Annotated in this window: 14 protein-coding genes and 4 pseudogenes; 12 read left to right on the top strand and 6 right to left on the bottom strand. The window is 64.3% G+C overall.

Going from position 1 to position 21,339, the window contains the following annotated elements:
* Positions 1–62 precede the first annotated feature (62 nt).
* From ACFQDL_RS20360 to ACFQDL_RS20375, 4 genes and pseudogenes are all read left to right on the top strand, one after another.
* Entirely contained in the window at positions 63–1,205 is a 1,143-nt protein-coding gene (locus tag ACFQDL_RS20360; protein WP_379910611.1) for a monovalent cation:proton antiporter-2 (CPA2) family protein, read from the top strand.
* A pseudogene (locus ACFQDL_RS20365) lies at positions 1,163–1,615 on the top strand (NAD-binding protein); the annotation flags it as partial. The gene ACFQDL_RS20360 and the pseudogene ACFQDL_RS20365, both read left to right, overlap by 43 nt.
* Before the next feature lie 260 nt (positions 1,616–1,875).
* A complete protein-coding gene (locus ACFQDL_RS20370) occupies positions 1,876–2,043 on the top strand; it encodes a TrkA C-terminal domain-containing protein (protein ID WP_379913215.1) in 168 nt (55 codons plus the stop codon).
* Between the two features lie 68 nt (positions 2,044–2,111).
* Positions 2,112–3,578, top strand: a complete 1,467-nt coding sequence (locus ACFQDL_RS20375; RefSeq protein WP_379910613.1) for a Do family serine endopeptidase — start codon at positions 2,112–2,114, stop codon at positions 3,576–3,578.
* A gap of 79 nt (positions 3,579–3,657) precedes the next feature.
* Here the strand turns inward: ACFQDL_RS20375 and ACFQDL_RS20380 are convergent, their stop codons facing one another.
* The 5 genes and pseudogenes from ACFQDL_RS20380 to ACFQDL_RS20400 form a co-directional block, all read right to left on the bottom strand.
* The gene (locus tag ACFQDL_RS20380) at positions 3,658–3,903 is read right to left on the bottom strand and encodes a formate dehydrogenase subunit delta (RefSeq protein WP_379910614.1); all 246 of its coding nucleotides are present in this window, start codon (positions 3,901–3,903) and stop codon (positions 3,658–3,660) included.
* Between the two features lie 11 nt (positions 3,904–3,914).
* Positions 3,915–4,739: a formate dehydrogenase accessory sulfurtransferase FdhD gene (gene fdhD, locus ACFQDL_RS20385; RefSeq protein ID WP_379910615.1), complete on the bottom strand. Its 825-nt coding sequence runs from the start codon at positions 4,737–4,739 to the stop codon at positions 3,915–3,917.
* Positions 4,739–7,587, bottom strand: a pseudogene (fdhF, locus tag ACFQDL_RS20390) (formate dehydrogenase subunit alpha). The gene fdhD and the pseudogene fdhF overlap by 1 nt, the downstream one beginning before the upstream one ends.
* 19 nt (positions 7,588–7,606) lie before the next feature.
* Positions 7,607–9,142 carry a formate dehydrogenase beta subunit gene (locus ACFQDL_RS20395; protein WP_379910616.1) on the bottom strand — a complete coding sequence of 512 codons (1,536 nt, stop codon included), beginning with the start codon at positions 9,140–9,142 and terminating at the stop codon, positions 7,607–7,609.
* Positions 9,142–9,633 (bottom strand): formate dehydrogenase subunit gamma, encoded by a 492-nt coding sequence (locus tag ACFQDL_RS20400; RefSeq protein WP_379910617.1) that lies wholly within the window; start codon positions 9,631–9,633, stop codon positions 9,142–9,144. Before ACFQDL_RS20400 ends, ACFQDL_RS20395 begins: the two co-directional genes overlap by 1 nt.
* A gap of 127 nt (positions 9,634–9,760) precedes the next feature.
* Here ACFQDL_RS20400 and ACFQDL_RS20405 point away from each other — a divergent pair.
* Positions 9,761–10,838: pseudogene (locus tag ACFQDL_RS20405) on the top strand (substrate-binding domain-containing protein).
* Between the two features lie 171 nt (positions 10,839–11,009).
* Positions 11,010–12,035 carry an MBL fold metallo-hydrolase gene (locus ACFQDL_RS20410; protein WP_379910618.1) on the top strand — a complete coding sequence of 342 codons (1,026 nt, stop codon included), beginning with the start codon at positions 11,010–11,012 and terminating at the stop codon, positions 12,033–12,035.
* A gap of 174 nt (positions 12,036–12,209) precedes the next feature.
* On the opposite strand, the gene ACFQDL_RS20415 is transcribed toward ACFQDL_RS20410, so the two are convergent.
* The gene (locus ACFQDL_RS20415; protein WP_379910619.1) at positions 12,210–12,542 is read right to left on the bottom strand and encodes a DUF1840 domain-containing protein; all 333 of its coding nucleotides are present in this window, start codon (positions 12,540–12,542) and stop codon (positions 12,210–12,212) included.
* Between the two features lie 379 nt (positions 12,543–12,921).
* Here ACFQDL_RS20415 and ACFQDL_RS20420 point away from each other — a divergent pair.
* The 6 genes and pseudogenes from ACFQDL_RS20420 (at position 12,922) to ACFQDL_RS20445 (ending at position 21,234) form a co-directional block, all read left to right on the top strand.
* Positions 12,922–14,716: pseudogene (locus ACFQDL_RS20420) on the top strand (acyl-CoA dehydrogenase C-terminal domain-containing protein).
* 317 nt (positions 14,717–15,033) lie between these two features.
* Positions 15,034–15,480: a tripartite tricarboxylate transporter TctB family protein gene (locus tag ACFQDL_RS20425; RefSeq protein ID WP_379910298.1), complete on the top strand. Its 447-nt coding sequence runs from the start codon at positions 15,034–15,036 to the stop codon at positions 15,478–15,480.
* Between the two features lie 4 nt (positions 15,481–15,484).
* A complete protein-coding gene (locus ACFQDL_RS20430) occupies positions 15,485–17,014 on the top strand; it encodes a tripartite tricarboxylate transporter permease (RefSeq protein WP_379910620.1) in 1,530 nt (509 codons plus the stop codon).
* A 197-nt stretch (positions 17,015–17,211) separates the two neighbouring features.
* The gene (locus ACFQDL_RS20435; protein WP_379910621.1) at positions 17,212–18,486 is read left to right on the top strand and encodes an ATP citrate lyase citrate-binding domain-containing protein; all 1,275 of its coding nucleotides are present in this window, start codon (positions 17,212–17,214) and stop codon (positions 18,484–18,486) included.
* Between the two features lie 43 nt (positions 18,487–18,529).
* Positions 18,530–20,287 carry a hypothetical protein gene (locus tag ACFQDL_RS20440; protein WP_379910622.1) on the top strand — a complete coding sequence of 586 codons (1,758 nt, stop codon included), beginning with the start codon at positions 18,530–18,532 and terminating at the stop codon, positions 20,285–20,287.
* On the top strand, positions 20,287–21,234 hold the full coding sequence (locus ACFQDL_RS20445; protein ID WP_379910623.1) for a citrate synthase family protein: 948 nt from the start codon (positions 20,287–20,289) through the stop codon (positions 21,232–21,234). Before ACFQDL_RS20440 ends, ACFQDL_RS20445 begins: the two co-directional genes overlap by 1 nt.
* Positions 21,235–21,339 lie beyond the last annotated feature (105 nt).

Raw genomic sequence — 21,339 nt, forward strand, 5'->3', positions numbered from 1 at the left:
CAGGCTTTGGCGCCTTGGGCACCAAAGCCTGTCTGTAACCGACTGCCGACGGTGTAGCCGCTATGGACGCTGCGCTCTCTGTCCAGCTGATCCTGATCCTGACCCTGAGTACCGTGGCTGTTGCCCTGTTTCAGCAGCTGCGGCTTTCCCCCATCCTCGGTTACCTCACCACCGGGGTGCTGGTGGGGCCATCGGTACTGGGTTGGATTCCGGACAGCCAGACCATCCAGCCGCTGGCGGAGCTGGGCGTTGTACTGTTGATGTTCACCATCGGGCTCGAGTTCTCTCTGCCACGGCTGTTGGCCGCGAAGCAGCTGGTGCTCGGGCTCGGTTTTGCCCAGGTCGGGCTGACGGCCCTGCTGTTCGCAGCAGCCGGCGGCTGGTGGTGGGATCTCTCGCCGGGCGAGGCCTTTATTGTCGGTGGCGCCCTGGCGATGTCATCGACCGCGATCGTGCTCAAACAGCTGGGCGAGCAGATGGAACTGCAGACGCATCATGGACGGGTCGCGACCGGAATCCTGCTGTTTCAGGATCTGGCGACCGTTCCGATGCTGGTGGTGCTGCCGGTTCTGGCGGCGGACCCGGCCCGCCTGGCCGGGCAATTGAGCCTTGCGCTCGCCAAGGCGGCACTGGTGTTCGGCGGCCTGGTCCTGATCGGACGCTGGCTGTTGCCGTCCCTGTTGCACTGGGTCGCGTCGAAACGTTCACTGGAGCTGTTCATGCTGGTCGCCCTGTTGTTGGCGGTGTCCGCGGCCGCTCTGACCGGGCTGGTCGGGCTGTCGCCGACGCTGGGCGCCTTCATGGCCGGCATGCTGCTGGGGGAGACTCTGTTTCGTCATCAGATCGAGGCGGATATCCGGCCATTCCGTGACCTGATGCTGGGGCTGTTTTTCGCCACCATCGGCATGCAGCTCGATATGTCTGTCCTCTTCCGGGCGCCGCTTGCGCTGGGCCTGATTCTGCTGCTTCTGTTGCCGGGCAAGGCGGTCATACTGGTGCCTCTGGTACGGTTGTTCGGCCTCTCCGGCCCGGTGGCGCAACGCGCGTCCCTCACGCTGGCGCAGGGAGGGGAGTTCGGTCTCCTGCTGGTTTCCAGCGCCCTGGCGCTGGACGTGCTGGAGCCGCCGCTGGCCCAGCCATTGCTGGGGGAATTGTCCTCAGTATGGCGTTCGCGCCGGTGTTGCTGCGATATGGCGACGTTCTGACAAGGCTGGTCCCGACGGGTCGGCCGGCTGCGAACGGCGAAGACGCCGAAGCGCAGATCGCCGAGGCCAGCAGCGACTTCGACAACCATGTCATTGTCTGCGGCTATGGCCGCCTTGGGCAGAACCTGGTGCGTCTGCTGACCGAAGAGGGAGTCCCGGCGCTTGCACTGGACCTCGATGCGGAACGGGTCCGTCAGGCCGCGGCGGTGGGCGAGCCGGTGCTGTTCGGCAACGCCCTGCAACCGGGCATTCTGCGGGCGGCCGGAGTCGAGCAGGCGAGTGCACTGGCCATCACGATCGAAGATACCGCGCTGGCCGGCCGTATCCTCGGTTATGCCCGTCATCTGCATGAGGCGCTGCCGATACTGGTGCGCAGCACAAGCGGTCGCGAGGACGATGCGCTTGTACAAGCCGGGGCCACGGTCTTTCCCGAAGGCCTGGAGTCCAGTCTGGCCTTTGCCGGTCAACTGCTGGTCCTGCTGGGCATCCCGCCGTCCCGTGTCGAGGCGCGACTCAATGCCGTCAGAGCGGACGATTATGCCCCGCTGCGCACCTTCTTTCACGACTCGCAGGAGCAGGCCAGCGGGGCTGATGCCAGGATTATCCGGTACAGACAAGGGCCGTCGTTATCGAGGAGGGACATCGAGCCGCGGGACGCACGCCACAGGAGCTGGGACTCGCCGAGCAGGGTGTCGACCTGGTCGATGTACGACGTGGGGCTTTGCGAGTGCCGGGCCGTCTGCTGGATACCCGTCTGAGGCCGGGGGATGTTCTGCTGTTGACCGGGAAGCGGGAAGCGCTCGACCGGGCAAGCGCACGGTTGCTCGAGGGCGCCTGACAGGGTGTTGAAATGCGTTGGCGCTCGCCTGGTGACCCACGACCAGCGTACGAACGAAGGAGACCATCATGAAAAAATCATTGATTACCGTCATTACGCTACTGGTATGGCTGTTCATGGTACCGGCCCATGCGGTCGACGAAGGGCTCGAAAACCTGCGGCAAACCGGCAAGGCGTTCGCATCGGTGGCCCGACTGGTTTCCCCGTCGGTAGTCTTCGTGCAGGTCGAAAGCAAGGTAGCGGCGCCGACCGGACCGGTGTTGCCGTCGCCCTTTGGCGATGAATGGCCCTTTGGCGACGACTTCTTCGAACGCTTTTTCGGCGAAGGCTTTCCCGCCGTTCCCCGGGGCCCCGGCGTGCCTCGCGGCGAACGTCGCATGAGGGGCCAGGGGTCCGGTTTCGTTTTCGCCTCGAAGGACGGGCTGCTGTCCGACAGGACCTATATTCTCACCAACAACCATGTGGTGGAAAATGCCGAGGACATAGAGGTCACCTTTCAGGACGGTCGCCAGTTCGATGCCGTTGTGACTGGACGGGATCCGCAGTCGGACCTGGCGGTCATCGAAATCGCTGTCGGCGGCATGCCCGAGCTGGACTGGGCAGACTCGCAGACGCTGGAGGTCGGCGAGTGGGTCGTGGCAATCGGCAACCCGTTCGGGCTGAACCACACCCTGACGGTGGGTGTCGTCAGCGCCAAGGGGCGCACCAGTCTCGGTATCAACGATTACGAAGACTTCATTCAGACCGATGCGGCGATCAACCCGGGAAACTCCGGCGGCCCTCTAGTGAACCTGGAAGGGAAAGTCGTCGGCATCAATACCGCTATCTTTAGCCGCAGCGGCGGCTATATGGGTGTCGGCTTTGCGATTCCGAGCAACCTGGCGCGCGTGATATCCAGTCAGCTGATCGAGGATGGCGAGGTCACCCGCGGCTACCTCGGTGTCGTCATCCAGCAGCTGACGGCAGATCTGGCCGAGTCGTTCGGTATCGAGCCGGGGCGCGGGGTCGTCATCGCGCAGGTGAGTGACGGATCACCGGCGCAGCGGGCGGGGTTGCGTCAGGGCGATGTGGTCCTGTCCTACCGGGGAGAGCCGGTGACCGATGTCGGCAACTTCCGCAACCGGGTGTCGCTGACGCCGCCCGGTACCGGGGCATCGTTGACGGTGTTGCGCGATGGCGAGCGCAAGCTGCTCAGTGTCACCATTGGCAGGCTGGACCGGGAAAAGCTGGCGATGGCGGACGATCAGCAGCGCAGCAGCGATGAAATCGGGCTGACGGTGCAGACATTGACGCCACAGCTGGCGGAGAAGTATGGCGGCAAACCGGGGGAAGGGGTGGTCGTCACCGACGTACAACAAGGCTCCATTGCCTCGATGGCGGGGATCGAACCCGGCACCCTGATTCTGCAGGTCGATCGCAAGACGGTCAACAGTGCCGCCGAGTTCGAGCGCGCGGTCCGGCAGCGCAGCCGCAACCGCCTGCTACTGCTCATCCGCGAACAGAATGTGCAGCGCTATCTGGTGTTAAGCTGGTAATAACGGCTGCAGGGGCGCGGAGCCGGAGAAACCCTTATGGCACGGTGCCGTAAGGGTTTCTTTGCTAGGCAGGGCGCTATCAGGCGGCGTCTGTGGCGCCGGGTCTGACCTCGAGCTTGGCGATGGCCGCTTGGGCGATCGGCGACAGCTGGCTGCCGTCTTCGTGCAAATAGTCGATGATCTGCTGCTTCATGCTGCGGGCCCAGAACTTCTTCAGGTGGACGCGCACGCGCTCGGCGGCTTCGGCCTCGCTGCCGTAGTGGCTGTTGTTGGCGGCGATCTGGTTCGCCATGTGGATCAGGGTGTCGAGTGGATTGTGACTCATGTTGATTATCCTCAGCCGGCGGCCCGGGCCTTTTTGGCCTTGGCGGTCGAAGCCGGTTGGTTGTAGATAAGGTGGCGACCGGAACGGGCGAAGCCGACCAGCAGCAGACCGGCCTCCCGGGCCTGTTCGATCGCGAGCGAGGTTGGTGCCGAGACGGCAACCAGGCAGCCGATGCCGGCACTGCAGCTCTTCTGCACCATCTCGTAGCTGGCGCGGCTCGAGACCAGGGCGAAGCCCCGGCTGAGGTCCACGCCGTCGCGCACGAGGGCGCCGATCAGCTTGTCGAGGGCGTTGTGCCGGCCGACATCCTCCCGGGCAAGCCGGATGCGGCCGTCGAAGCCGCACCAGGCGGCGCCGTGGGTGGCGCCGGTGTCCTGCTGCAGCGGCTGGTGCCGCTGCAGCTCCGCCAGCGCGCGCTGGATGGCGTCGTCGCCGATGTGCGGTGCCTGTACCGCGGCGACCGGGCGGATCGCCTGCGACAGCGACTCGGTACCGCAGAGACCGCAACCGGTGCGCCCGGCGAGGTTGCGCCGGCGCTGCTTCAGCTCGGCCAGGCGCTGGGCGCTGATCTCGAGTTGCACGGCGATGCCGGCGGCCTCCTCGCGGACCTCCAGGTCGTATAGCTCGTCCGGCGAGCGCAGGATGCCCTCGGTCAGACTGAAACCGAGAGCGAAGTCCTCGAGGTCGGCGGGCGTGGCCATCATCACGGCATGGGAGATGCCGTTGTAGACCAGCGCCACCGGCACCTCGACGGCGATGCAGTCCTCGGCGAGCTCGCAGCCATCCGCCCGGCGTATGTTCACCTTTTGGTGGCTGCGGGTGCGGCCGGCGCTCATCAGAGGGCCTTTTCGCCGCGCAGCAACTGGTGCTGCAGCTTCTCGAACGACTGGAACTGACGCTGCCATTCCGACGGCTGACTGACCTTTTCCACCTGCACCGCGGTCACCTTGTACTCCGGGCAGTTGGTGGCCCAGTCGGAGCTGTCGGTGGTGATGACGTTGGCGCCGCTGCCCGGGTGGTGGAAGGTGGTGTAGACCACCCCCGGCAGCATGCGGTCGCTGATGCGCGCGCGCAGCACCGTCTGGCCCGAGCGGCTGCTGACGCCGAGCCAGTCGCCGTCCTGGATGCCGCGCAGTTCGGCGTCGGACGGGTGTACCTCGAGCACGTCCTCGTCGTGCCAGACCTGGTTGTCGGTGCGGCGGGTCTGGGCGCCGACATTGTACTGCGACAGGATGCGGCCGGTGGTCAGCAGCAGCGGGAAGCGGCTGGTGGTGCGCTCCTCGGTGGCGACGTACTCGGTGATCGCGAACTGGCCGCGGCCGATCGGGAAGTCCTCGACGTGCATCGTCGGCATGCCGTCCGGGTACTGGTCGTTGCACGGCCACTGGATGCTGCCGAGCGACTCCAGCTTGTCGTAGCTGACGCCGGTGAAGGTCGGGGTCAGGCGCGCGATCTCGTCCATGATCTCGGACGGGTGGCCGTAGTTCATCGGGTAGCCGAGGGCGTTGGCCAGGTCCTGGGTCACCTCCCAGTCTTCCTTGCCGGCGACCGGCGGCATCACCTTGCGCACGCGGTTGATGCGCCGCTCCGCGTTGGTGAAGGTGCCGTTCTTCTCGAGGAAGGTCGAACCCGGCAGCAGCACGTGGGCGAACTTGGCCGTTTCGTTGAGGAAGATGTCCTGCACGATCAGGCAGTCGAGGGACTTGAGCGCCGCCTCGACGTGATGGGTGTTGGGGTCGGACTGGGCGATGTCCTCGCCCTGCACGTACAGCGCCTTGAAGGTACCGGCGATGGCCGAGTCGAACATGTTCGGGATGCGCAGGCCCGGCTCGTCGTCGAGCTTGACGCCCCAGACGTCCTCGAAGCGGGCGCGGGCGGCGTCGTCGGCGACGTGCTGGTAGCCCGGCAGCTCGTGCGGGAAGGAGCCCATGTCGCAGGAGCCCTGGACGTTGTTCTGGCCGCGCAGCGGGTTGACGCCGACGCCTTCGCGACCGATGTTGCCGGTGGCCATCGCCAGGTTGGCGATACCCATTACCATGCTCGAGCCCTGGCTGTGTTCGGTGACGCCGAGGCCGTAGTAGATGGCACCGTTCGGGGCCTTGGCATAGGTGCGGGCGGCGCGGCGGACCTTCTCGGCCGGTACGCCGGTGATCGCTTCGACCGCTTCCGGTGCGTGGCGATCGTCGAGAATGAATTCGCGCCAGGCCCGGTAGGCCTTGTCGTCGCAGCGGCTGGCGATGAAGTCCCTGTCTTCCAGCCCTTCGCTGACGATGACGTGCGCCAGCGCATTGACGACGGCGACGTTGGTGCCCGGGCGCAGCGGCAGGTGCTGGGCGTCCTTCAGGTGCGGGGTCTTCAGCAGGTCGATGCGGCGCGGGTCGACGACGATCAGCTCGGCGCCCTCGCGCAGGCGCTTGCGCATCAGCGAGCCGAACACCGGGTGGGCGTCGGTCGGGTTGGCGCCGATGACGACGATGACGTCGGACTGCATCACCGAGTCGAAGGTCTGGGTGCCGGCGGACTCGCCGAGGGTGGTCTTCAGGCCGTAGCCGGTCGGCGAGTGGCAGACGCGGGCGCAGGTGTCGGTGTTGTTGTTGCCGAAGGCCGCGCGTACCAGCTTCTGTACCAGGTAGGTTTCCTCGTTGGTGCAGCGCGACGAGGTGATGCCGCCGATGCTTTCGCGGCCGTACTTGCCCTGGACTTCCTTCAGGCGTTTGGCGGCGAAGGCGATCGCTTCCTCCCAGCTGACCTCGCGCCGGGGTCGGTGATCGCGTTGCGGATCATCGGGCTCTTGAGGCGGTCCTGGTGGGTGGCGTAGCCGAAGGCGAAGCGGCCCTTGACGCAGGAGTGACCGTGGTTGGCGTCACCGCCTTTGTACGGCACCATGCGTACGACCTGGTCGCCCTTCATCTCGGCCTTGAAGGAGCAGCCGACGCCGCAGTAGGCACAGGTGGTGACGACGCTGTGCTCCGGCTGACCCATCTCGATAACGCTCTTCTCCATCAGCGTCGAGGTCGGGCAGGCCTGGACGCAGGCGCCACAGGAGACGCACTCGGAGTCCATGAAGGCTTCGTCCTGGCCCGGCGACACCTTGGAGTCGAAACCGCGGCCGTCGATGGTCAACGCGAAGGTGCCCTGGACCTCCTCGCAGGCCCGCACGCAGCGGGAGCAGACGATGCACTTGCTCGGGTCGAAGCTGAAGTAGGGGTTGGAGTGATCCTTCTCGGCGTCGAGGTGGTTCTCGCCGTCGAAGCCGTAGCGCACCTCGCGCAGGCCCACGGCACCGGCCATGTCCTGCAGCTCGCAGTTGCCGTTGGCCGGGCAGGTCAGGCAGTCCAGCGGGTGGTCGGAGATGTACAGCTCCATGATGTTGCGGCGCAGCTTGGCGAGCTTGGCGTTCTGCGTCGAGACCTTCATGCCGGCTTCGGCCGGGGTGGTGCAGGAGGCCGGCAGACCGCGGCGCCCTTCGATCTGCACCGCGCACAGGCGGCAGGAGCCGAAGGCTTCGAGGTTGTCGGAGGCGCAGAGCTTGGGGATGTTGATATCGGCCAGGGCGGCGGCGCGCATCACCGAGGTGCCTTCCGGCACGGTCACTTCAACGCCGTCGATTTCGAGGGTGACGAGTGTCTCGGACAGACTGGCCGGGGTACCGTAGTCTTTACTGGGATCAAAATGTTGCAACATAGTTCGGGTCTCCGTCGGCTCAGCGCTGCAGATCTTCGGGGAAGTGTTTCATCACGCTCTGAACCGGGAAGGGGGTCATGCCGCCCATCGCGCAGAGAGAGCCATCCACCATGGTTTCACAGAGGTCTGTCAGCAGTTCGAGGTTGGCATCCCTGTTTTCGCCTGCCCGGATGCGGTCGATCACCTCGACGCCCCGGGTCGAGCCGATACGGCAGGGGGTACACTTGCCGCAGGACTCGACGGTGCAGAACTCCATCGAGAAGCGCGCCTGTTCGGCCATGTCTACAGTATCGTCGAACATCACCACTCCGCCATGGCCGAGCACGGCGCCTTCGGCGGCGAAGGCCTCGTAGTCGAGCGGCAGGTCCCACTGGCTTTCCGGCAGGTAGGCGCCGAGCGGGCCGCCGACCTGGACCGCGCGCAGCGCACGGCCCGAGAAGGTACCGCCACCGAAATCTTCCATCAACGCGCGCAGGGTGGTGCCGAATGCCAGCTCGATCAGGCCGCCGCGCTTGACGTTGCCGGCCAGCTGCAGCGGCAGGGTGCCACGGGAGCGGCCCATGCCGTATTCGGCGTAGGCCTCGCCGCCCTTGTCGAGGATGAAGGGCACGGCCGCCAGTGACAGCACGTTGTTGACCACGGTGGGCTGGCCGAACAGGCCGACGATGGCGGGCAGCGGCGGCTTGGCGCGGACCAGGCCGCGCTTGCCCTCGAGGCTCTCGAGCAGTGAGGTCTCCTCGCCGCAGATATAGGCGCCGGCACCGAGGCGTACTTCCAGGTCGAAGCGCTTGCCGCTGCCGAGTATGTTGTCGCCGAGGTAACCAGCGGCTTCGGCGCGGGCGATCGCTTCGTTCAGAATGCGGTGGGCCACCGGGTATTCCGAGCGCAGGTAGATGTAGCCCTGGGTGGCGCCGACGGCCAGGCCCGCGATGGCCATGCCCTCGATCAGCATGTAGGGATCGCACTCCATCACCAGGCGGTCGGCAAAGGTGCCGGAGTCGCCTTCGTCGGCGTTGCAGACGATGTATTTCTGTTCGGCCGGGGCGTTCAGTACGGTCTGCCACTTGATGCCGGTCGGGAAGGCGGCGCCGCCACGGCCGCGCAGGCCGGATGCCTTGACCTCGTCGACAATCGCCTGGGGTTCGCGTTTCAGCGCATTCTCGAGGCCCTTGAAGCCGTCGTGGGCACGGTAGTCGTCGATCGACAGCGGATCGGTGATGCCGGCGCGGGCGAAGGTGAGGCGCTGCTGTTTCTTCAGGTACGGGATCTCTTCGGTGAGACCCTGGCTCAGCGGGTGTTCGGTCCCGCCGTTCAGCAGGCCGGCGTCGAACAGTGCCTCGACGTCATCCTCCTCGACCGGGCCGTAGGCGACGCGTCCGGCAGGGGTCTCGACCTCCACCATCGGCTCGAGCCAGAACAGGCCACGGGAGCCGTTGCGGACCAGTTCGATTTCGACGCCGTGCTTGCGCGCCTGGGCCTCGATGCGGGCCGCCACTTCATCGGCGCCCATCGCCAGCGCGGTGGTATCGCTGGGGACAAAAATCTTCGTGCTCATCACTTCACCTCCAGCGTGCGGGTGCTCAGGCTGTCGACCAGGCGGTCGAACTTCTCCGGCGTGACCCGGCCGTGGATGCGGTCACCGATGCGCACCGAGGGCGCGCAGGCGCAGTTGCCGAGGCAGTAGACGGCTTCCAGGGTGATCTCGCGGTCGGCAGTGGTCTGGTGATAGTCGACGCCGAGTTTTTCCTTCGCATGTGCCTCAAGGGCGCGGGCCCCCATCGACTGGCAGGCCTCGGCACGGCAGATCTGCAGCGTCTGGCTACCGGGCGCGGAGGTGCGGAAGTGATGGTAGAAGCTGATCACGCCATGCACTTCGGCACGGGTCTGCTGCAGCGATTCGGCGATGATCGCCACCGCTTCGGACGGGATATAGCCGAAACGGTCCTGGATGGCATGGAGGATGGGCAGCAGGGCGCCGGGCTTGTGTTTCAGGGCGTCGATCTCGTCCTGAATCAGTTGCGGGGTCCACTCGGAGAAACCACTCATTGAGATCACCTGGGCTCTTTATCTATTATTTATGCACCGAAGTGCATATTTGTGGTTATATAACCTCATTTATTGGGGGCAAAAGTAGCACCTGTAGTCCTGATTAAAAATATGAAAAAGACTTCATATGAAGAAAATTCAGATTGAACCGGCCTGGTCCTTTACCGATGAGGCCGGCAACCGGCTCGATCCGCAGCTGTTCGGGCTGCTGCATGCCGTGCATCAGAGCGGCAAGCTGACGGTGGCGGCGGCCGAGGCCGGCATCTCCTATCGTCATGCCTGGAACCTGCTGAACAAGTGGGCGGACTTCTTCGGCGTCGGGCTGGTGGAGATGCAGAAGGGGCGGGGGCGAAGCTGTCGCCGCTGGGCGAGAAGCTGCTCTGGGCCGAGCAGCGGGTCGCGGCTCGGCTCGGGCCCCAGCTCGAGAGCCTGGGCTCGGAGCTGAATCTCGAGATACAGCAGCTGCTCGAGGGCGTCAAACCGGTGCTGCGCATGCATGCCAGTCATGGCTATGCGGTGGCGCTGCTGCCGAAGTTCGCGACGGAATTCCAGCTCGATCTGCAGTACTGCAGTCCTCAGGAGGCGCTGGCCGCGCTGAATCGCGGCGGCTGCGACGTCGCCGGTTTCCATATGCCGACCGCGGCGATCAGCGGACCGCTGACGAAAGGCTACCGGCGCCAGCTGAAGCCGCGCAGTCACCGCATCATCCGCTTCATCACCCGCTGCCAGGGACTGATGGTCAAGCCGGACAACCCCAGGGCATCGAGGGCCTGGCGGATCTGGTGCGCAATGATGTCCATTTCATCAACCGGCAGAAGGATTCCGGCACGCGGGCGCTGCTCGACGGTCTTTTGCGCGATGCCGGTCTGTCGGTGCGCAAGATCCGTGGCTACGAACTCGAGGAGTACACTCACTCCGCGGTTGCGGCCTATATAGCAGCCGGGATGGCCGATGTCGGTTTTGGCGTCGAGGCGGCGGCGCGGCAGTTCGGCCTCGGCTTCGTGCCGCTGGCCACCGAACAGTACCTGATGGTCTGCCACCGCCAGTCGCTCAACGACCCCAAGCTGCAGCGGCTGATCGCGATGATCGAGAGCGATGCTTTCCGCCAGGCCGTGTCGCAACTGCCGGGCTATTCGCCCAGCCACTGCGGCGAGGTCTGTGGCGTCGACGAGTTGTTCGATGCGCAAGTCGACGCCGAAGATTGACCGTTTGTGTCAACCGATTGACCGGGATGGTTATTGAGGCAGGTGAGTAGACAGCGGTAGGTTGGGCCTTGGCCCAACAACTGTTTCGGCACGGCACCCTGACCGGTCGGGTGTCGGGCTTCGCTGCGCTCCGCGCCGACCTACGATCTGTTAACTGTCGTCTGGATACTTATGAACGCTATTCGTACCGCCTTCTCCAATATACCTGAACCGGGCTCGGTTCAGGCTGTGACCGAGGGCGTGCTCTGGCTGCGCATGCCGCTGCCGTTCTCGCTCGATCATATCAATCTCTACCTGATCGACGATGGCGATGGGTGGATCGCGATTGATTGCGGCATCGGCGGGGGCGCCACGCGGGATGTCTGGCGTCGGGTGGTCGCGCAGGAGCTGGGCGGCAAGCCGCTGAAGGCGCTGCTGGTGACCCACTTTCATCCCGACCATCTCGGCGCCGCCGGCTGGCTCTGTGGCGAATACGGTCTGGGGCTTTGGATCACGGAGCCGGAGTACCGGACCGCGGCCGACCGCATGATAGGGAGTGCCGCGACCGACTCCGACGCGACCCGCGCTTTTTATCGCACGCTCGGCATGAGCCCTGAACAGATCGATAGCGTACACGAGATGATGGGTCTGATGGGCGCCGCCTATGATCCGCTGCCGACGGTCGAGCGTGTGCTCGCCGGGGAGGACAGGCTGACGCTGGGCGGCCGGGAATGGCAAGTCCGGGTGGCGACGGGGCATTCGCCGGCCCATGCGGTGCTCTACAGTCCCGACCTCGAGCTGATGATCTCCGGCGACCAGGTGCTGCCGCGGATCAGTTCCAATGTCGGCCTTTACCCCGACCGTCCCGATGAAGATCCGCTGGGGCATTGGCTGGAGAGCCTCGAGCGCCTGAACGAATGGCCGGACGATACGCTGGTGCTGCCGTCCCACAACGAACCTTTCTACGGCCTGCACCGGCGCCTGCAGGAGTTGCAGGACGATCATGCCGGCAAGCTGGAACAGCTGCTGGAATTCTGCGCCGGGCCGGCAACGGTCATGGAACTGGTGCCGCGTCTCTATCCCCGCGAACTCGGCAAGATGGATCTGATGCTCGCCGCCGGTGAATGCCTGGCGCACCTCGAATACCTGGTGCGGCGCGACCGGCTGATGCGCGAGACGGACGAGCAGGGCCTCTGGCGCTTCTGTAGGTTGGAATGATGCCCCGAAGGGGTGAATTCCGACGGGAGGTTTTCCGCGGAAATCAAAACCCCGAATTCGCGCTCATTCCAGGCTACAAGCTACGGAATGGTCGAGCCACCCGGAATTCGCCTGGCGCTCATTCCAGGCGACGGGCTACCCTGCCTGCGAGTCGATCCATTCTCGCAGAGCCCGTTACCGGCTGTCCCACATCACATCCTTGCCGTCCCGGGCGGCCGCCTCGAGCATCTCGAGCAGCGGATAGGCCCTTTGGGTCAGGCTGACCGGCGGTGGCTGTTCCTCGTCCTCGTCCTCGTCCTCTTTCTTTTTCGACTTCGGCTTCGCGTCCGCCGGTTCCGGTGGCTGCTCGAGCGCCTTTTTAAGGTTTGCGAGCGCATCGGGCACGTCCCCGGCGAGGAGGGCGCCCGGCACCACGACGCTATGGCCGCTCAGGCGTATCAGTTGCTTGGCGATATCGCCGAACATGGTGATGTCGGCATAGGCTTCGGAGCGAAAGGTGATCAGCATGGGTATCTCGTCCTGGATTTCTGGAAATGGTTGCTGCTGTCAGTGTAGTGGCTTATCGCCAGCCTGAGTACGGACGCGTGCCATCGTGGCCGCCAGGAAGGTGTTGGTGTCCGTTTAAGTCAAATTTTCGGCTCGCTTTGTTATTGCCGGTCGGGTCCGCCTCGATCAGACTATTATCCATGCACTCCGAAACTGCATTCCCTGAGATTTCTTGCACTCTGTCGTGCCACGGACGGCGCATTTTTTTGGCCTGGAATCCGGACAGCTGTTGCCCGGCGAGGTCCAGGCTGGTGAAGGCGGGCAGTTTGGGACGTCTCGAATAATCTGATCGTCGTTGCCGGAGTGGCAGCGGCCGCACCGCGTCTGAGAGGTAACCACCATGCCCGAATACAAAGCCCCGTTGCGTGATATCCGCTTTGCCATGCAGGAGCTGCTGGATTTCGACAAGCACTATCAGAGCCTGCCCGGGGGCGAAGAAGCCAGTCCGGACATGGTCGAAGCCATTCTCGAAGAGGCCGCCAAGTTCGCCGCCCAGGAGCTGTCGCCGCTGAACCCGTCCGGCGACAAGGGCTGCACCCTGACCGAAAACGGCGTCGTAGCACCCGCAGGCTTCAAGGAGGCCTACGCGCGCTATATCGAGGGCGGCTGGCCGTCACTGGCGCAGGACCCGGCGTTCGGCGGCCAGGGGCTGCCTGAATCCCTGGCCTCGGTGGTGGCCGAAATCAACGGCAGTGCCAACTGGTCCTGGACCATGTACCCGGGACTTTCCCACGGTGCCATGACCACCCTGATGACCCATGCCACCGAGGAGCTGCGGGCGCAGTACCTGCCGCCGCTGGTCGAGGGGCGCTGGACCGGCACCATGTGTCTGACCGAGCCCCAGGCCGGGTCCGACCTGAGCCTGTTGCGCACCAAAGCCGAGCCCAGCGGCGACGGCAGCTACAGCATCACCGGTACCAAGATCTTCATTTCCGCCGGCGAACACGACATGTCCGAGAACATTCTCCATATCGTGCTGGCCCGCCTGCCCGACGCGCCAGCCGGCAACAAGGGCATCTCGCTGTTCCTGGTGCCGCGCTACAACGTCAATGCCGACGGCAGTCTCGCCGGGGCCAATGCGGTCAAGGCCGGCTCCATCGAACACAAGATGGGCATTCACGGCAACGCCACCTGCGTGATGAACTTCGATGCCGCCCGCGGCTTCCTGCTCGGCGAGCCCAACCGCGGCCTGGCCTGCATGTTCACCTTCATGAACAATGCCCGGCTGTTTATCGCCCAGCAGGGTGTCTGCCACGCCGAGTTGTCGTACCAGGGCGCCCTGGCCTACGCCCGGGAACGTCTGCAGATGCGTTCGCTGCGTGGACCCGCGGCGCCGGAGAAAAGCGCCGATCCGATCATCGTACATCCGGACGTTCGCCGCATGCTGCTGACCCAGAAGGCCTATGCCGAGGGGGCCGTGCCTTTATCTACCTCTGCAACCAGCTGGTGGATCTGGCCCACAAGTCGGCCGACGAGGCCGGGCGCAAGCGTGCCGAAGACAGGCTCGCGCTGCTGACACCGATCGCCAAGGGCTTTCTCACCGAGGCCGGCGTCGAGGCGGCGAGCCTGGGGTGCAGGTATTCGGCGGTCACGGCTATATCGCCGAATGGGGCATGGAGCAGATCCTGCGCGATGCCCGCATCGCGCCGATCTACGAAGGCACCAACGGCATCCAGGCCCTGGACCTGCTGGGCCGCAAGGTGATGGGCAGCCAGGGCGCCCTGCTGGAAGGCTTTGTCGGTGAAGTCGAGGCCTTCGTCGAGGCCAACCGCGATAATCCGGATGTCGGCGAGCTGGTCGTCGAGCTGGAACGACAGGTCAAGCGCTGGGGCGATCTGACCCGCGAACTCGCGAACCATATCCAACAGGACCCGGCCAGCCTCGGTGCGGCCGCATTCGATTATCTGATGTACAGCGGTTACACGGTGCTCGGCTATATCTGGGCCATGAGTGCGGTGAAGGCACAGCAGGCGCTGGCCGCCGGCAGCTCCGAGACTGATTTTTACCAGGCCAAGCTGGCAACCGCGCGCTTCTACTTCCGCCGCATCCTGCCGCGAAACGAAGGCCTGGCGGTCAGCATGACCGACACCGCCGAAACGCTGCTCGCGCTCGACGAGGAGGCGTTCGCTTTCTGATGCCTGACGGCATCAAGATCCTCTGATTGTGCCTTGTGCCGGTGCGCTCCTCACGGAGCGCACCGGTTTTTTCCATCTGCGCACTTTATGCCCAAAATAGCCGCAAAACTCTGAAAACTCTTTATCGCCGCAAGCTCCACAGCCGCCATCCGGCTGGTTAGTTTGTAACCGTCTGCCTGGGCGTTTCGCCACCTGCGAACACGCCCGGGCACCTGATTACAACAATAACGACGGAGATATCGGCATGAGCTTTTCGTCACTCTGTTCACCGTCGCCGCCTGTCGCGGCGACACTCCCGCTGTACGGAGGATACCGCCATGATCGGTGATCGTATCCTCGGTGTACTGCTCCTCCTCCTGGCCGTCGCGTACGGCTGGGAGGCGGTGCACTTTCCAGAGCCCTTTGGCGGTGCCGAGGCCGTCGGGCCGGAAACCTTCCCGATCATGCTGGCGATCATTCTCGGGCTCAGCAGCCTCTATCTGATCGTGCGCCCCGATGCGGACGAACCCTGGCCGCACAAGGCGATGCTGGGCGAGCTGGCCTTCGTGCTGGTGGTGCTGGCGATCTTCGCGACCATGCTGCAGCCGGTTGGCTTTATCCCGGCCACCACCCTGATGGTGGGTCTGCTGTGCTGGCGCATGGGCGCGAAGCCGCTGGCATCGCTGCTGACCGGTGTCGGCAGTGCGGTGGTCGTGTTCGTGCTGTTTAACTTCATGCTGGAGCTGCACCTGCCGGCCGGTCTGCTGAAACTGAGCGGGAGCTGATCTGATGGAAACGTTGAACTTTCTGCTTCAGGGCTTCGCGGTCGCTCTGACCCTGGACAATCTGATGTTTGCCGCCATCGGGGCCGTGCTCGGTACCCTGATCGGCGCACTGCCGGGCCTCGGTCCGGCCAATGGCGTGGCGATCCTGATCCCGCTGGCCTTCAGCCTCGGCTTGCCGGCCGAGTCGTCGCTGATCCTGCTGACGTCGGTCTATGCCGGTGCCATGTACGGCGGCCGCATTTCGAGCATCCTGCTCAACATTCCCGGCGACGAGCCGGCCATGATGACCTGCCTCGACGGCTATCCGATGGCGGTCAAAGGCAAGGCGGCGGAAGCGCTGGCGATCTCGGCGATTGCCTCCTTTATCGGCAGTCTGCTGGCCACCATCGGTCTGGTGATCCTGGCGCCCTGGCTCGCCAAATTCGCGCTGAAGTTCGGGCCCGCCGAGTATTTTGCGCTCTTTACCCTGGCGTTCGCGACCCTGGGCGGCATTACCGGCAAAAACCAGTTCAAGACCGTGATCGCGGCCTGCCTGGGACTGATGATCGCCACCGTCGGTGTCGATATCTCCACCGGCAACCAGCGCTACACCTACGACATTCTCGAACTCTATGAAGGCATCGACTTCATCATCGCCATCGTCGGGCTGTTCGCGATCAGCGAGCTGCTGTTCTTCATCGAGATGCATGCAGGTGAAGGGCTGAAAAAGGTCACGCTGAACAAGCTGAAACTGACCATGGCAGACATCATCCATGTGCTGCCGACCAGCCTGCGCGGCTCGGTGCTGGGCTTCATCTCCGGCGTGCTGCCGGGTGCCGGGGCCTCGCTGGGAAGCTTTATCAGCTACACCCTGGAAAAGCGCCTGGTCGGCTCGAAGGGCAACTTCGGTGAAGGCGATCCGCGCGGCGTGGCCGCACCCGAGGCCGGCAACAACGCCGCGGCCAACGGTGCCCTGGTGCCGATGCTGACCCTCGGCGTCCCGGGCAGCGGCACCACGGCAGTGCTGCTGGCGATGCTGGTGTCGCTGAACATTCAGCCGGGTCCGATGCTGTTCACCCAGAACGCCGATCTGGTCTGGGGCGTGATCGCGGCGCTCTTCGTCGGCAACCTGATCCTGCTGCTGCTGAACATCCCGATGGTCGGGGTCTTCGTAAAGCTGCTGAGCATCCCGCCGAAGTACCTGATGCCGGTCGTGACCCTGGTCGCGTCGGTGGGGATCTTCGCGATCAGCAACAGCCCGCTGGACCTGTACTTCATGATCGGTTTCGGTCTGCTGGGTTACGTGCTGCGCAAGCTGCACATCCCGCTGGTGCCGATCATCCTCGGCATGCTGCTGGGCCCGGAAATGGAGAAGAGCCTGCGCCATGCGCTGACGATCTCCGACGGCGACTGGACCATCCTCTGGAGCAGCGGCCTGTCGGTCGGCATCTGGATCGTCGCCATCGCCGGCCTGGTGCTGCCCTACGTGATCGGCCCGATCCTGCGCCGCCGCATGGCCAACGAAGCCGAAAAGGCCCACGCCGTCGTCGACTGAAGCGGTGCCAACGCAGGGGGCTGCCCGGACCAGTCCTGACAGGTGGGTGACAGCTTCAACGTTTATTGTCGGCAGTCCGGATCGGACCGCCCGACGTTTCGGCGATAACCCGTGCCACCCTGACCCGGTCGCCGTCGATGGCCGGCCGGGTCCTGTTCGTCTGAAGACAACGCTCAACAATAACACCGAGGTGCAGAATGAATATCACCGGCATGCTACATGGCTCGAGGCTGTTGAATTACGTCGGCTTTCCCACATCGGAGGTACTGGGGCCGGAAGCCAGCGAGGACGATATCAAGGGGATGATCGAGCGACATGGTTCGGTCTTCATCAAGCCGCTGTTCAAGGGCGGCGTCGGCAAGAAGGGCAAGTCCGGACTGATCGGCCGCGCGACCGATCTGAAGACCGCGCTGCGGGAAAAGGAGCGGCTCTATTTCGTCGAGCACCTGCATGGCAACACCCGCGCCAAGGCGCAGGGCGTGACCTTCGAAGGGGCCGTGCCGGCCGAACACGAAGTGTATTTTTCGATCAGCGATTCGACCCGCTACCGGGCGCCGACGATTACCATCACCCACAGGGGCGGTGTCGATATCGAGGAGCTGGATCCCGCCGAAATCGCCGAGGTGCCCTTCGAAGCGCTGACCGGCCTTAAGGCCTTCGTGATCGCCAATGCGCTGTCCGATATCGGCGCACCGAAGGAGATCGTCTCGCCGCTGGTGCAGTATCTGCCCAAGCTCTGGGAACTCTTCCATCATTACGGCATGACCACGCTGGAGCTGAATCCGATCCGCATGATGCCGGGGCCGGGAGGTCGCTTGGTGCCGGTCGCCTGCGACTTCAAGTGCGGCTTCGACCGTGACGACCCGCGCTGGCAACGCCTGAACCTGCCCAATCAGTTGTTCGCCGCCGACTATTCCGACTTCGAGCAGGAGATCAATCAGCTGCGCACCTACCAGGGACAGAGCGACGTCTACGTCATCAACGATCAGGGTACGGTGCTGGCTCCGACGTTCGGCGGCGGCGCCAATTCGGCGGTGACCGAGGCGCTCGGGGACCGCGCCATCATCTCCTCCGATTTCGGCGGCAATCCGCCCTACGAGAAGATGCGCGACGTGGCGCGCATCAGTTTCAAGCACTGGCTGCGGCAGACGAATGTGCTGTTCGTGATCGGCGGCAAGTCCAATAACACGGATATCGAGACCACGTTCAGGGCCATGGCCGACGCGCTTCGCGACTACTGCAACCAGTACGGCCCGGTACCGCTCTACGTGGTGATCGGCCGCGGCGGTCCCAACCTGATCAGGGGTATGGGCGCGTTCAAGGACACGCTGGACGCGCTGGGACTGCCATACCGCATGTTCGGCTTCGACTCCGCCATGAGCGAGGTGGTCAACTACGCCATGGCCGCCGACGAGTGGATGCGCAACGGTGGTCGCGAACAGGTGGCGAAAAAACTCGGTATTACGGTTTGACCGGCAGTTCTCGGCGCAACGATAAGAATTCAGGAGCACAACCATGTATCAGCAAGGTGTAGGCGACTTCAAATATTTTGTCGGCATCCATACCCTGGAACAGATTGCGACCCGCGAGGACCGGGTCTGCGTACTGAACATTCTCGGCGGCGAATCCAGCGCGGTGACGCCGGTCAGTCATGCGTTCTCCGGCGGTAATGTCGTTTTCGGTACCTCGCCCGGTAAAAAGGGCCAGGTACTCAAGACAGCTGCCGGCGAAGTGCCGGTGTACAACCATGTTCGCGAGGGGCTGGACGCGGGTCACGAGTTCAATACCGGTGTGGTCTACCTGCCTCCGTCCGGCGTGCGTGACGGTGTAGCGGAACTGATCCGGGTCAATCCCCGCCTGCGCAAGGTGATCATCATTACCGAGAAGGTGGCGGTGCACGATGCACGGGAGATCCGCGCCATGGCCCAGCAGGCCGGGGTCGACGTCTTCGGTGCCAACTGTCTCGGCGTGGCAGATGCCTGGAACCGGGTCCGCATCGGCGGCGCGCTCGGGGGCGATGCCCCCGAGGAATCGCTGCTGCGGGGATCGGTGGCGGTCTATTCCAATTCCGGCAACTTCACCACCACGATCGCCCAGTACCTTGCCACCGAAGGCTGGGGCACCACCACCTCGGTCTCCAGCGGCAAGGACGTGTATATTCACTTCGCGCTGCCGGAGTTCGCCTATGCGCTGTCGAACGACCGGCGCTCCAGAGCCGCGGTGGTATATATCGAGCCGGGCGGCTATTACGAGCACAACCCGGGTTTCAACAAGCCGGTGGTGGCCTGCGTGGTGGGCCGCTGGAAAGCCAAGCTGACCCGCGCCGTCGGTCATGCCGGTGCCCTGGGCGGAAACGGCGATGATGCCGCTACCAAGGAACAGTGGTTCCAGGAGGCGTTCGGCGTCGACGAGATCTTCACGCCGGACAATCCGGTGGTGTCGGCCAAAGGCGCGGTGGTGACCAATATCGCCCATATCCCGCTGGCCCTGACAAAGGTGATGGAACTCAACTACCAGCAGCCCGACTTCGCGCCCAAGGGCGATCTTTCCCTCAAACCCTGGTTCGGAGACAACTGCGGACTGGACCTGCCGCCGGAACTCAACCTGCCGGTACAGGAGGCGATCGAGCCCTATCGCCAGCAGATCGCCCGCCTGTCCCAACAGATCGGCCGTACCTTTCCGCGCCGGTCAATGAAGGATGCCTCCGGTGTTTCGCACATGGATGCGAAAACCCAGATCACCCGCCTGCACAACCTGTCGATTCTGGACAGTGCCACCCGGCCGCTGGAGAGCAGCTTCTGTCAGGCACTGACCGGCGAGCACAACGGTGACAATGACAATGCCCTGACCAACGTGGCGATTGCCGGCAACCTCAACCTGCACGGCGATATCATGATCCAGGCGGCGGATGCGGCACGGGAGGCGGGCAACGCGCCCAACGTGGCGCTGTCGGCGGCGCTGAGCATGCTGGGACCCGGACGCATCGAAAGCGCGCGCAGCGGGGTGGATGTGCTGATCGAGCTGTTCGCCCATTCCGGTCTCGAGGATGCCCGGGACGAGGACTTCGACTTCTCCGGCATTGCGATCGACGACGATCAGGCTGCCCTCTTCGTCGGCGGGCAAAGCGATGCCCGTGCCGAGGCCATGTTGCAGGCGATCAGGGCGCGGGGCGCCCGCTCCGTTTTCGTCCGCTTCCTCGAGCAACTGGAAGGGCCTCTCACCGACAATGCTGTGCTGGCGGCGATCGCCACCACCATCGCCTGGGGCCTCTGATGCGCAAGCGAATCTCCCTCACCACGGCCCGCAACCTGCCCTGGTACCTGAAGATTTACGCCTCGATGATCGGTGCCTCGGTGGACGGCCGCCAACACCGGCTGGAGAGTTACTGCGGGGTACCGAATGAAGAACTGCTCCACCACTGGACGGTCGGCGAGATGCTGTACCTGTCGCTGATGGGTGAGCAGGCCGACGAAGCGTCGCTGTATGCCTTCCAGGTGCTGACCGGCCTGCTGACCAGCAACGGGCCCGGGAGCATCTCGGCCCAGGGCTGCAAGGGTGCGGTTTCGTCCGACGGTCCCGAGACCCCCGAACGGGTGCAGATCAACAAGGCGATGATCGGCTTCATGAGCCATACCGGCTTTTCCCATGGCGGTGCCGGTTACGAAGGTATCATCTTCCTGGTAGACCGTTTCAAGCAGACCGCATTGTCGGATGCCGGCGATGCGGCGCACGGGCTGGATCTCGACGCCATGGCCAGGGAATATGCCGAAGAGTACGGCCTTGCGAAGCAGGCCGCCAAGGATGCGGGCGGCGGTCGTGTCGGCGCGATCGCGGGCATCAATCACCCGGTGTTCAAGGACAAGCCGGTCAACCAGGATCCCAGGGAAACCTTTATCAACGGGCTCTTTTCCGAGCGGGATGACTACAATGTCTTTCACGACTATTACAAAAAACTCGTCACTGCGCTGTTTCAGGCCGGGGCCACGCGGAATGTCTTCTGCGTCAACATCGATGGCGTGATCAGCGCCATGCTGTTGAAGATGCTCTGGCCCCGGTTCCGAGCCGGTACCCTGAACGAGCAGGCACTGGAGGCTGCTGCATTCACCATCTTCCTGTACGGGCGAATGGTCGGGTGCGCGGCGGAGATCGATGACCATATCAACAGGGGCAAGAACATGGATACCCGGACTCCGGCTACCCGGCTGGAAACGGTATCCTGAGAGGGGCCCCGGCGAAGGCGGCTTTGGGCTCCCGCCTTCGGGCATCGGCAAGTGCCGTGACGCCGGGCCTGCGGCCAGCGCGTGCCGCGGGCTCCGGTCGGATCC

Origin of the sequence: Marinobacterium aestuariivivens (assembly GCF_042661465.1) — a bacterium.
GTDB classification, from domain to species: domain Bacteria; phylum Pseudomonadota; class Gammaproteobacteria; order Pseudomonadales; family Balneatricaceae; genus Marinobacterium_A; species Marinobacterium_A aestuariivivens.

Bases quoted from the DNA above. Each gene is read 5' to 3' on its own strand.
- ACFQDL_RS20360 (WP_379910611.1), top strand. From the start codon at position 63: ATGGACGCTGCGCTCTCTGTCCAGCTGATCCTGATCCTGACCCTGAGT.
- ACFQDL_RS20375 (WP_379910613.1), top strand. From the start codon at position 2,112: ATGAAAAAATCATTGATTACCGTCATTACGCTACTGGTATGGCTGTTC.
- ACFQDL_RS20380 (WP_379910614.1), bottom strand. From the start codon at position 3,903: ATGAGTCACAATCCACTCGACACCCTGATCCACATGGCGAACCAGATC.
- fdhD (WP_379910615.1), bottom strand. From the start codon at position 4,739: ATGAGCGCCGGCCGCACCCGCAGCCACCAAAAGGTGAACATACGCCGG.
- ACFQDL_RS20395 (WP_379910616.1), bottom strand. From the start codon at position 9,142: ATGAGCACGAAGATTTTTGTCCCCAGCGATACCACCGCGCTGGCGATG.
- ACFQDL_RS20400 (WP_379910617.1), bottom strand. From the start codon at position 9,633: ATGAGTGGTTTCTCCGAGTGGACCCCGCAACTGATTCAGGACGAGATC.
- ACFQDL_RS20410 (WP_379910618.1), top strand. From the start codon at position 11,010: ATGAACGCTATTCGTACCGCCTTCTCCAATATACCTGAACCGGGCTCG.
- ACFQDL_RS20415 (WP_379910619.1), bottom strand. From the start codon at position 12,542: ATGCTGATCACCTTTCGCTCCGAAGCCTATGCCGACATCACCATGTTC.
- ACFQDL_RS20425 (WP_379910298.1), top strand. From the start codon at position 15,034: ATGATCGGTGATCGTATCCTCGGTGTACTGCTCCTCCTCCTGGCCGTC.
- ACFQDL_RS20430 (WP_379910620.1), top strand. From the start codon at position 15,485: ATGGAAACGTTGAACTTTCTGCTTCAGGGCTTCGCGGTCGCTCTGACC.
- ACFQDL_RS20435 (WP_379910621.1), top strand. From the start codon at position 17,212: ATGAATATCACCGGCATGCTACATGGCTCGAGGCTGTTGAATTACGTC.
- ACFQDL_RS20440 (WP_379910622.1), top strand. From the start codon at position 18,530: ATGTATCAGCAAGGTGTAGGCGACTTCAAATATTTTGTCGGCATCCAT.
- ACFQDL_RS20445 (WP_379910623.1), top strand. From the start codon at position 20,287: ATGCGCAAGCGAATCTCCCTCACCACGGCCCGCAACCTGCCCTGGTAC.